Raw genomic sequence first — 11,434 nt, 5'->3', positions numbered from 1 at the left:
TTATAGGAGCTATTTCTTTAGGTGTGGTGCGGTCCCTTCAGTTTGCCCGGACTTAACTTGTAAATACTTTGTTAACCTCTAGCAATGGCTTGTGTGTCGTTTATTCGTTGTTTATATATCTATTTAATGTCTATTCTGTTTTTAATTAATAAGTTAGTATGACTTTTAACGCATGGTTTGCAATGTTAAAAGTGTGGAGTAAATGATCGTAATCACTATGATTGCCACGGCAGAAATAATGGATAACGTACAGAGTCAGTTCATGTTTGGCTAAATATGCACAGAGGTGTAGTGGCAATGAAGAAATTAGTGATTAGGTTTGAGCTTGCAAGCTGCATTATTGATCCAAGCGATCATAGCTTACGTTTTACGGCAGCTGACGAGCATGCTTCGCCTGATAACAGCGTTACACTGCAACCCAAATTTATTGAAGTGCTCGCGTACCTTGCTAGCCGTTACCCTGAAGTGGTATCTCGTGAAGAGATTATTGAACACGTTTGGGACGGCAATGCGTATGTCGGCAGTAAAGCACTAACCAATGCGATATGGCATTTACGCCAGCAACTCAACCCGATCTCTGACGAGCCTGTTATCGAGACGGTGCGTAAAAGTGGTTATCGTTTATTGGTTGAACCCAAATATAATCCAGCGGATTTGGTTGATGATGTCAATGTATTGCAGCAAGTGCAAAGGCAAGTCGATAAGCTAACTATTGCTCTTAAACGCAGTTGGATAAGTATTTTTGTTCTCTGTGCAATTAGCCTGATGACGCTCGCCTATCACCTTTATCGTGATCGTATTGAAATGATGCAGACGCAGATAACCCGCTTATCTTGGGGCGGAGAAGCTGAACGATTTCCGGCGGTATCGCCAGACGGTAAATGGTTAGTGTTTGGCAGTCGTAGTCATGGTCAGAGCTATAGCTTATACCTGAAAGACCTCAGCGATTTTAACAGTAGCCCGAAACGACTCACTTCCAATGCCAGCCGAGAAGCGCGTGCAGTTTGGAGTCAAGATGGCACCGTGCTGTATTTTCCAAGTGAAGACAAACAAAGTGGCCAATGTATTATTAATCACTTTACTGTCGCGACGGCAAAGACGGTTCCATTGGCCCGCTGCAATAGCTATATGTCAGCACTTGATATATCACCTAACGGAGGCGAACTTGCTTATATCGGCTTCGACTCTGAGTATGACATTGGCGGGCTGTATATATTTAAGCTAGTTGAAGCGGGAGCAAAGCCGGTCAGGCTTTCTTGCTTAGTGGATTGTAACTACAGAGACCGTGATCTGGCTTATAGCCATGATGGAAAATGGTTAGCCATTGCACGGCGTTTTGGCAATATTTCAGAAGATATCTTTATTCGCAACCGTCATACCGGTGAAGAGATGCGGTTAACGGAAGGCTTGGAAGATATTCGAGGAATTACTTGGCATCATGATAACCAGCGTGTGGTGTTTAGTACTGAGACATCCGGTGTACGCAATGGTTTTATTATTGATATTAATAGTAAACAGACACACGCATTAGATATCAAAGGCTTAAGTTATCCTAAGTTTTTAGACGACAGCGATGCGTTAGTCTTTGAACGTCATAACAAAGAATATAAAATTGTTTATTTACCCACTCATTCAACCGTGCCAAGTGCGCCATTTCCTTTGTTGCAGTCCGGCTTTAGCTTTCGTAATCCTGATTATTCAGCCCAAACTAAACGCATTGTTTATGTATCGAATATTACTGGCGCAAATGAGCTTTGGACCGCAGACCATAATGGCGATAACCGCCGCCAGTTAACAACGCTCAATCAGCGAGTGGCTTATCCTCGTTGGTCTCACGATGGTAAGGATATTGCTTTTTTAGCGCCAGATGCTAAAGGCGAGGGCAATGTGATCCATGTGCTCAATTTGGCGAGCCAAAGCTTAAGTATTCTAGCCTCGCCCTATATCGATCATGGCCGCTTAAACTGGAGCTATGATGACGCCTCAATTTTCACTTCGACCAAAGATGGTTTAAGCCAGTTTTATCTCGGTAAGCCCCAAGTGAGACTTATCTCTAGCGTTGCAGTACGTTTGGCTCACGCAACCAGTGATAATCGATTGTTGTTTACCAGAGAGGACAGTAATGGTTTGTGGGCGCTATCATTAGCCGCCCCTGATAAGCTTACTATGCTGGTACCGTCACAGGTATTTAAAGAAAATCATAATTGGACCGTGACTGATAACGGCATCTTTTTTAAAGCGAATAGCGTGGGTTATCAACAGATAAATTACTGGGACTTTACCCTAAAGGTGATTGAGCCAATACTGCGCCTGCCCTCATCAAGTTTAAGCTCATTTGGCTCAATGAGCTTTAATGAGCATCAGCAACAATTGTTGATGACGCTCAAATATTCTGATCGCGATGTCATGATGCTGAAGCACAAGCTACTCAACTAATAGAACATTTATATTTAGAGAACTAAAGGGCGTAAAACTTGCCGCCCAGTATTGCTGCTCGACTGGCTCCTGTGACCGCGGGTAAATTGCCGGGTAGCCCCAAATGAAAGCGCATAGCGAGCCACGCAAAGGCAATACCTTCAACCCATTGGGGGTTAATACCAAGCTCTGCGGTGGTGACTATTTTGTAATTAGGCAGTAACTTTTGCAGACGACACATCAGTTCTGTGTTGTAAGCTCCGCCGCCACAAACGTACATCTCAGCTTCAGTTGCCAATGCTAATGCGTCATTGGCAATGCTGTAACAGGTTAAGTCCAGTAGGGTTGACTGAATATCCGCTGCGGATAAATAATTAAACTCGGCCAGTTGTTGCTCTAGCCACGCTTGGTTAAACAGTTCTCGGCCGGTGCTTTTAGGTGCCGCTAAAGAAAAATAAGGGTGCGATAGCAAATGCTGAAGCATTTTCTCATCGGTCGTTCCTGCTTTAGCCCATGCTCCCTCTTTGTCATAGGGTAGATCTTGCTGATGTTGGATCCATGCATCTATTAATGTATTGCCTGGACCCGTATCAAAACCCGTCACCGCGTCGGTGTTACCCGGCAGGTAAGTAATGTTGGCGATGCCACCAATATTGAGAATGATGCGCTTGTGGTTTGGCATTGCGAATACATGCTGATGAAAGGCGGGTACCAATGGAGCGCCTTGGCCACCGAGCGCAATATCTTTACGCCTAAAGTCGGCGATAACATCAATGTCCGTTTCGGCGGCAATGGTATTTGGATCGCCAATTTGTAAGGTGAAGCCCATCTCCAAATTCGGCATATGGCGGACGGTTTGACCATGGCTGCCTATGGCAATAACGGCAAGCTTATCAACCCCTGCTTTCTCAAGTAGGTTATTGACGGCTTTAGCAAATAGCTTACCCACTGCGCGGTCTAGGTGACCTAAACGGTTTATCTCGTCATTTCCAGGCAAACATAACTTCTGTAAGTTGTTTAACAGCGGCGCAGGAATAGCTTCAGAATGATATTCAACCAAAGTAGGTGTGTCAGCGGTAAATTTAACCAGCACGGCATCGACACCATCCATACTGGTGCCTGACATGAGGCCAATGTAATAGCTTTTGTTCATAGTATTGAACTCTTCTGTTGGCGTTGATTAAGCATAAGAAACACTAATGCGATGCTATCTGTACCTGCTTATTATGTTCAAGCTCGGTCATCAACGTTTTACTGACGATGGCAAATTGATTTCTTTCTTTCTTGGCGATAGCTTCTGACTTAGGTAGCTTCACCGTGCGCGGGTTGCGATGTACCCCATTTACAATAAATTCATAATGTAAATGGGCGCCAGTGACACGGCCTGTTGAGCCCAGTGTACCGATAATTTGCCCTTGCTTAACCGAAGCGCCAGTTTTTACTTTACGCTTCTTAAGGTGCAAGTACTTAGTGGTGTACGTATCGTTGTGCTTAATAAAAACGTAATTACCATTATATTGATTATAGCTCGACTTTATCACTCGGCCTTTACCTGCGGCCTTAATCGGTGTTCCCACCGCAGCAACATAATCGACACCTCGGTGCGCTTTCACTCGACCGGTGACGGGGTGTAAACGACGCGGATTAAAGCTTGAACTGACATATTTAAAGTCAACAGGGGAGCGCAAGAACGCTTTACGCATACTGCGGCCTTCTGCAGAATAGTAGCTACCGTCTTTATACCTAACTGCGGTATAGCGGTCACCTTGATTGGTAAATTCAGCGGCGAGAATATTGCCGTTGCGTAAGAACTCCCCATCGGCGTACTCCTCTTCAAAAAGAATCGCGAAGTGATCATTTTTTCTTAGATCTAATGCAAAATCGATATCCCAACCAAAGATGGTTGCCAGCTGCATGATTTGGTTGGGGGTTAAGCCTGCCACAACACCCGCATTCCAGAAATTACTCTCGATAGTGGCGTTGGCAAATTTATTGCGGGTTTCAACCGTCTTTGTGGTGATGCTTTCTTTATAATCGTTACCGACACGGTTAACGACTAACGTTGATATTTTATCGATATGATAGCGAAGTTGTACCAGTTTGCCGTCATCATTCTTGGCGATGACTAGCTCGTCGCCTGGCATGATCTTAAGCAGGTTCTTCTTTGCTTTTGGCAGTTGGGTGACATCATAAACATCTTTTGCCGTCAGGCCAGCGCGGCTAAATAGCGCTGCTAGTGTGTCACCACTTTTAACTTGGAAGTATTTCTCGTTGAGTAATGGCGCAACGTCGACCTGCTCTGCGATGGATTTGGCGGTTTCAGCTTGTCTGTGTATCGATGGCTGCACTAATGGCTGTTTTCGAGTCTCGGCATGTTTTAAACTATTTTCTAAGTTATGTGCTTCAGATCCAGCAGGCGGCGTGGGGGCACGAAAAGCCAGCGGCACTTCATAGCGAGTATTTACGCCGTATTCACCGTTTGATGAGACTGTTTGCTTAGATGCTTGAACATCTTCAGATGGCATTAAGACAATAATTACTGTGACAAAAACTAAGATACATAAGAGTACTTGATGTAATTTTGGCAGTAATTTAAATAAAGTTATGACCTTTCCCATTGACCCTGGTACCAAATTCGCGCTTTCTTAGTGATCCCCTTAGTGTACACACTTTCATTTGTGCTGGCTAACAAGTAACATTAGTCCCCAGATTTTATGATTAGGCTCCCAGGAGTAACCGCCGACATGGCTGATTTAGAGCAAGCATTAGCAGAAATTAAACGTGGTACCGACGAAATTTTACTTGAAGCGGATCTGCTGGAGAAGTTAAAGGAAGGTCGTCCGCTGAGAATCAAATTAGGCGCCGATCCAACCGCACCCGATATTCACCTAGGTCATACGGTGATTTTGAACAAAATGCGTACCTTCCAAGAACTCGGTCATGAAGTGATTTTCTTGATTGGTGACTTCACCGGTATGGTTGGCGACCCCAGTGGCAAAAACAGTACTCGCCCTCCGTTAACACGTGAGCAAGTAATGGCTAATGCGGAAACTTATAAGCAACAGGTTTATAAGATTTTAGACCCAGCCAAAACCCGTATTGAGTTTAACTCTAGCTGGTTAGAGCCATTAGGCGCTGCAGGTATGATCCGTTTAGCGTCGCAACAAACTGTTGCCCGTATGATGGAACGTGATGACTTTAAAAAGCGTTACGGTTCTGGTCAGTCAATCGCTATCCATGAGTTCATGTACCCACTACTGCAGGGTTACGATTCAGTTGCACTTGAGGCTGATGTTGAATTGGGCGGAACAGATCAAAAGTTCAACTTATTGATGGGACGTGAGCTGCAAAAGTCAGCGGGACAAAAACCACAGACCGTTATCATGATGCCACTGCTTGAAGGGCTAGATGGCGTTAAGAAAATGTCTAAGTCGGCGCATAACTACATTGGTGTTAGTGAGCCTGCTGGAGAGATGTTCGGTAAAATCATGTCTATCTCTGATGAGTTGATGTGGCGTTATTTTGAACTGCTGTCGTTCCGTCCGTTAACAGAAGTTGAGCAGTTTAAGACTGACGTTGAAGCCGGCGCTAACCCGCGTGATATTAAGATTGCTTTGGCGAAAGAGATCATTGCCCGCTTCCATGACGAAGCCGCTGCTGATGCTGCGCACCAAGAGTTTATCAATCGCTTCCAAAAAGGCGCGATTCCTGAAGATATTGAAGAGTTAGAGATTGCTGCTGGTGAAGGGATAGCGATTGCTAACTTACTCAAAGAAGCGGGTCTTGTTAATTCAACGTCTGATGCGATGCGCATGATAAAGCAAGGCGCAGCAAAAATAGATGGCGACAAGATTGAAGATACCCGTATGCAGCTAACGGCTGGCACGACAGGGGTATTCCAAGTGGGTAAGCGTAAGTTCGCTAAAATCACCTTGGTATAAAGCACTTTGTTTTAAAAAGCGGAGCTTTATTGTGCTTGGCGAATTCATTTGCTGAGCGCGTTATACCTGTTGCTATACCGATACTAAACTAACAGCTTAGTATTTTAACAACGGTCTGTGCCAAAGTGCAGGCCGTTTTTACACTGCCAAGTGAGCTTGGCATCATCTAATACCCACAAGCCTTTCTGTTTTTCCATTGACAAAATCAACAGCATTTTTGGATGCTTATCATTTTGTTGACTGACGTTATAGGTGACCACCTTTCCCTGAAAATTCTTAACTCTGGCTAACGAAAAGTTATCTCCGGAGTATTGTGCTGAAATAGACTCAGGCGCCTGAGCCCAATGCTCAGAATCTATTTGGGCTTGGTTAAGCTGTTGGTTAAAGTGCTTAACAGGCTGCACAGCATAAGATACGACGATGGGTTGCTCATAGGCAGAAGCTGCGCCACAAAAGAGGACTGATAAAGCAAAAATAGTACGACGGATATTCATAACGACCTAACAGCAAAAATGTCTCTATTGTTTTGACAGGCTAAATCGAAAAAGTTTCCTTAAAAAACACTAAAATGCGATCTAACGCCCAATCAGTTTTAGCGGATATGCCGTTAAGCCCTGTGTGCGGCGAGCTCGAGCTCAGGTTCGTTAATGTTTATTGTGTTGATAATTGATCTGACATGGTTTGATAATCCATTAGATCTTGATGCTCTTTAATTCGGTTGTTGGTCATGTCGAGACTTAAGGTGGTTACGCCTGGAATGGCGATATCAATAATGCGTCCTGGCTTACCAAACTGCTCACCAGGCCCTTTGTAATGATAGTTCCCTATCATCACCACCAGAGAGCCAGAATTAAACATATGCTCAACATTGAAACTGTATTCAAGTACGCCGAGATGGGCGCGTTTTAAGAACTGTAATATATGGCGTTTACCAGTATATTTAAGTTTCGCGGTTCTGTCATTAAAGACGCTATCACGACTATAAAACGAGGTCAGTTTGGCATAGTCTTGTCTGGTAAAGGCTTGGATATACTTGACTGCTAACTGTTGCTCTTTAGGCATGTCGCCGTTGTTAGCCAAGCAAGGTAGGCTGAAAAAAACCAGTATCAAACTGAATAAGCGTAATTTCATTATGGTTGCGTCTTTAAGTCAAATGCAGGTAAGGACAGATGCCATCGTATTGCGGCTAATCTAATGATCAAGGCGGTCGTCATCGCAAATAGCAGCGCAAACATATCGTGCGCTCCCCAATGTAGACTAACGGTATAACAGATACCACCGATGATTGATGCGGTCGCATAAATCTCGGTACGCAATACCATAGGGACTTGTTGGCAAAGAAGGTCGCGAATAATCCCGCCTCCGACACCCGTTATTAGCCCCATGACCACTGCTATCATGCCACCGAGTTCTAGGCTTAAGGCTTTCTCTGCACCAATAATGGTAAAGAGTACCAGCCCGAACGCATCCGCTACCGGGAAAATATACCGTGGGACTCTTTTAGGTTTACGGACAAAAATAAAGGTGAGAAGCACAGTCGCTAATATGACAATAATGTAGTTGGGATCTTGGATCCAAAAAGCAGGCGTAGTGCCTAATATGGCATCGCGGATACTCCCGCCACCAATCGCGGTAACGGATGCGAGCACAATAACGCCAAACGGATCCATCTTATGCCGGCCTGCAGCTAATGCGCCGGATAGCGCAAAAACCGAGGTACCACATAAATCAAAGAAATAGATCCAATCAATCATCTGTCCAGCTCTTTTAGATGGATGTTTAATGCATCAACAGAGATACGGATCTCGATGACGGAAAGCAGTAGTGAATAAAGCAGCAATAACAAGCTGCAGCCAAAAATGAGAGAACCAATTTTGTTAAAACCAATATAGATAAAAATCATGCACAATACACACAGTGCAAAACTCAACACTCCGGATTCCTGCATTCTCTTAATGAGGGTTATTCGCCGACGTAAGTTTTTTAGCTGGCTATCGTGAATCGGTTGGCCATTGGAACTCAAGTTACGAATAAGTGCAGCTAATGCAAAAAAACGGTTGGTATAGGCGAGTAACAGCAACGAAATTGCTGGGAATAGCAATGCTGGCGTGGTGAGTGAAACATGAATGTTATCTAACAAACTGATAAGCCTTTAATGAAGATATTGACCAGAACAATAATAATACCTAGGTCAATAATTTATACAAGATGATGATATTATTCTGGATGAATTAGCGTCTATTTAAGTCATTATAACTCACCAAGATAACAGCAGTGCTTAACCTTGCCATATTCTCAGTGTCCCCCAGATAACGGGTAGCAAAATAATCGACACCGTCCATAAACCAAATGCAATAGAATTCAGTTTGAGGGCGCGTTGAATATCTCCGCCTGTTGGCAATGGCCCATATTTCAATTTTGGCATGCTGACCTTCGTTTCTGCATTTTTACCCGCAGGGAATTTAGCCGGGCCTCCTAACTCAATATTTAACGCACTGGCGATAACAGCATGAGTTTGATACTCAATAATCGGAGTTGCATTAATGCTAGGGTTGAACAGCGTCGCTAAGCTTCTTGGCCCCCCTTGAATAGCAAGGGTAAAGCTCCACAGCTTGGCGGGGATAAAGTGAATGACAGCACTGAGCGCATACACTGGCGTGCCAAAGTAGCGATATTGCGGATTATAAACCGGCCATGCATTATCTAACTGCTTTACCATTCTCGCAATGAGCAACAGTGGTACACCGCCAACACAGTAAAACAGCACTGTGGCTGCAACCCCATAAGTGGGGGTGGTTGCAAGACGTTCTATGGTGACTTTACTCAGCCCCACGCTTGATAGAGATTGGGTGCTGCGATTGAGCCAAGGCAATAGTAATGTGCGCGCTCGGGCTTTATTGTCACGCCGAATCGACATGGAAACTTCATTGGCAATGTATCTGAAGTGATCATCTTGCAAGCAAACATAAATAATCAGTGCTTCAACAAACCATGGGAATTCGGCCAGTTCAGCAAAAAAGCTAATGATGAACCAAAAAGGTAGGATCAACAGCAGTGTTGCTAGCATGCCAGCAATAAACTGCTGTGATGCGGCTCGGTGAGTATGGTTTACTTTAAGGCTTAAGCTTTTGGCGAGATTGGTTAACCATTCTAGTGGCTGTAGCTGTCGCGGTAAGGGTGCCATTCTTGCGATAAGAATCGACATTAACAGCACTATAGCACCGATATAAAGTTGACCATCTTGCGAGAAGAATTTTGTAAACTCCGGAACCATAGTGTCTGTTATATCCTTAAAAAGATTGGCTCACTCGTTAGCTATTTAATTGCTTGAGCAGTGCGATGACCATTAATGCTGAATGATGGCCCGCTTTAACAATATACTCGTCAAAATCAACGGGTGAATCATTATTAGCGTTATCTGATAGCGAACGGATAACCACAAATGGCACGTCAAACTGGTGACACACTTGTGCAATTGCGGCACCTTCCATTTCACATGCTGCCATTGTTGGGAAGTTTTCCAACATGGTTTTTGTGCGGACGGGATCGCAAATAAAGCTATCACCTGTACAGATAAGGCCTTCAATGGCTTTTACTTCGCCAAGGCTTGCAACTGCTTTTTGGGCTGCAGCGACTAGCGCGGCATCAGGAATAAACGCTGCTGGTTGCTGCGCCATTTGGCCAATTTCATAACCAAAAGCGGTAACATCAACATCGTGATGACGTACTTCTGATGAAATTACGATATCACCAATGGCTAAGTCGTTAGCGAAACCGCCCGCTGAACCAGTGTTAATTATCGCGTCAGGTGCATACTTTTCGATAAGCAATGTCGTGGCAATACTTGCTGTCACTTTACCAATACCAGAACGAGTAACAATCACCTCTTTGCCTGCTAACTGACCCGCGATAAACTCGATACCCGCAATAGTGGTCGAAGTCGAGTTTTGCATCGATTCAATGAGATGCGCAACTTCTGGCTCCATAGCGCCAATAATACCGATTTTCATGAAATGACCTTTTAACTACCTGAATGAATATGGGCGCTAATATACCATGGTGATAGGCTTTAGTGAAAAAGCCTTATGGGTAAGGTGGGAGGTTGTGCAAAGTATCGCTTTGCATATGTGCTGAACTCAGGTCAATGGAACAACTCGAGATATAAGTACCTATGAGTTCTCATTAGGATTAAAGCTGCGGCCTTGCGGCCGAGATATTAAGTGCCACTTCGGCGATACTCGTCAGCGTATTATAGATTATTCAATTTACAACAAAGGCTTAATGGTGATATTTTCGCGGTATTAATAATGGAGCCAAAAATAATAACAGGCTTTTGTAGATAGGCAGTATGTGCCATATGCATGTGGCGAAAATTTCAAATTATAGGGAAATAAAATGGAAGTAAATGTATTTAGCCGGACAGAAACCAATGACAAGATAATAAGTGCTTCTGTTTACAATTTGGTTATCGGCTTAACGCTAATCTGGGGCTTTGCCATAAACTGGTTAATGGTTCTAAATATTCCCGTTGAATCAATTAGCAGTATCAATCCCATTGTCTTCTTTGTAGGATATTTTGCTTCATGTTTTCTGGGTATTTATCTTTTTAGTAAATCTGACAGTCCGATCGTGAGTTTCATTGGCTATAACTTTGTCGTTGTTCCTTTCGGACTCATTATTAATCTAGTGGTCAGCCAGTATGATCCAGATATTGTACTAGAAGCGATTAGGGTTACTGGCATGGTCACTTTTGTGATGATGCTTTTAGGTTCAATGTATCCTGCGTTTTTTAATAAGATAGCGGGTGGCCTTACAATAGCCTTGCTGTGTGTGATCGTCGTTGAGCTCATTGAAATATTCATATTCAATACGCATCACGGGATTTTAGATTGGATCGTTGCGATTATTTTTTGTGGTTATATTGGTTATGACTGGGCAAGAGCCAATGCGATTCCTAAAACATATGACAATGCGGTGGATAGTGCTGCAGCCTTGTATATGGATATTATTAATCTATTTTTACGCATCCTTAGAATACTTGGTAGAAAATAGCCAATAATAAGAGCAGGTTACTGATG

Annotated in this window: 11 protein-coding genes; 3 read left to right on the top strand and 8 right to left on the bottom strand. The window is 43.7% G+C overall.

What is annotated here, in order from left to right:
- The first annotated feature begins 297 nt into the window (after window positions 1-297).
- The gene (locus tag CXF83_RS18160; RefSeq protein ID WP_198553554.1) at window positions 298-2,436 is read left to right on the top strand and encodes a winged helix-turn-helix domain-containing protein; all 2,139 of its coding nucleotides are present in this window, start codon (window positions 298-300) and stop codon (window positions 2,434-2,436) included.
- Window positions 2,437-2,458: 22 nt separating this feature from the next.
- Here CXF83_RS18160 and CXF83_RS18155 read toward each other — a convergent pair whose 3' ends face one another.
- Window positions 2,459-3,568 (bottom strand): anhydro-N-acetylmuramic acid kinase, encoded by a 1,110-nt coding sequence (locus CXF83_RS18155; RefSeq protein WP_101090524.1) that lies wholly within the window; start codon window positions 3,566-3,568, stop codon window positions 2,459-2,461.
- A 43-nt stretch (window positions 3,569-3,611) separates the two neighbouring features.
- Window positions 3,612-5,033 (bottom strand): peptidoglycan DD-metalloendopeptidase family protein, encoded by a 1,422-nt coding sequence (locus CXF83_RS18150; RefSeq protein ID WP_101090523.1) that lies wholly within the window; start codon window positions 5,031-5,033, stop codon window positions 3,612-3,614.
- A gap of 126 nt (window positions 5,034-5,159) precedes the next feature.
- Here CXF83_RS18150 and tyrS point away from each other — a divergent pair, with 126 nt between their 5' ends.
- Window positions 5,160-6,356 carry a tyrosine--tRNA ligase gene (tyrS, locus tag CXF83_RS18145; RefSeq protein WP_101090522.1) on the top strand — a complete coding sequence of 399 codons (1,197 nt, stop codon included), beginning with the start codon at window positions 5,160-5,162 and terminating at the stop codon, window positions 6,354-6,356.
- Between the two features lie 104 nt (window positions 6,357-6,460).
- Here tyrS and CXF83_RS18140 read toward each other — a convergent pair whose 3' ends face one another.
- From CXF83_RS18140 to CXF83_RS18115, 6 genes are all read right to left on the bottom strand, one after another.
- Complete coding sequence (locus CXF83_RS18140) at window positions 6,461-6,850, bottom strand: hypothetical protein (protein WP_101090521.1); 390 nt, start codon at window positions 6,848-6,850, stop codon at window positions 6,461-6,463.
- A 157-nt stretch (window positions 6,851-7,007) separates the two neighbouring features.
- Complete coding sequence (locus CXF83_RS18135) at window positions 7,008-7,487, bottom strand: nuclear transport factor 2 family protein (protein ID WP_101090520.1); 480 nt, start codon at window positions 7,485-7,487, stop codon at window positions 7,008-7,010.
- Window positions 7,487-8,110 carry a trimeric intracellular cation channel family protein gene (locus tag CXF83_RS18130; protein WP_101090519.1) on the bottom strand — a complete coding sequence of 208 codons (624 nt, stop codon included), beginning with the start codon at window positions 8,108-8,110 and terminating at the stop codon, window positions 7,487-7,489. The genes CXF83_RS18135 and CXF83_RS18130 overlap by 1 nt, the downstream gene beginning before the upstream one ends.
- Window positions 8,107-8,484, bottom strand: coding sequence for a DUF2721 domain-containing protein (locus CXF83_RS18125; protein WP_101090548.1), 378 nt, complete (start codon window positions 8,482-8,484; stop codon window positions 8,107-8,109). The genes CXF83_RS18130 and CXF83_RS18125 overlap by 4 nt, the downstream gene beginning before the upstream one ends.
- A gap of 150 nt (window positions 8,485-8,634) precedes the next feature.
- Window positions 8,635-9,630: a cobalamin biosynthesis protein CobD/CbiB gene (locus CXF83_RS18120; protein ID WP_101090518.1), complete on the bottom strand. Its 996-nt coding sequence runs from the start codon at window positions 9,628-9,630 to the stop codon at window positions 8,635-8,637.
- 37 nt (window positions 9,631-9,667) lie between these two features.
- Window positions 9,668-10,366, bottom strand: a complete 699-nt coding sequence (locus CXF83_RS18115) for a 5'-methylthioadenosine/adenosylhomocysteine nucleosidase (RefSeq protein WP_101090517.1) — start codon at window positions 10,364-10,366, stop codon at window positions 9,668-9,670.
- A gap of 385 nt (window positions 10,367-10,751) precedes the next feature.
- On the opposite strand from CXF83_RS18115, the gene CXF83_RS18110 reads away from it, so the two are divergent.
- Window positions 10,752-11,408 carry a Bax inhibitor-1 family protein gene (locus tag CXF83_RS18110; RefSeq protein ID WP_101090516.1) on the top strand — a complete coding sequence of 219 codons (657 nt, stop codon included), beginning with the start codon at window positions 10,752-10,754 and terminating at the stop codon, window positions 11,406-11,408.
- Window positions 11,409-11,434 lie beyond the last annotated feature (26 nt).

The sequence above is a fragment of the Shewanella sp. Choline-02u-19 genome (genome assembly GCF_002836205.1).
Lineage (GTDB): Bacteria > Pseudomonadota > Gammaproteobacteria > Enterobacterales > Shewanellaceae > Shewanella.
The sequence above is the reverse complement of the archived record's forward strand: the minus strand, read 5'-3'. Positions and strand labels throughout refer to the sequence as shown.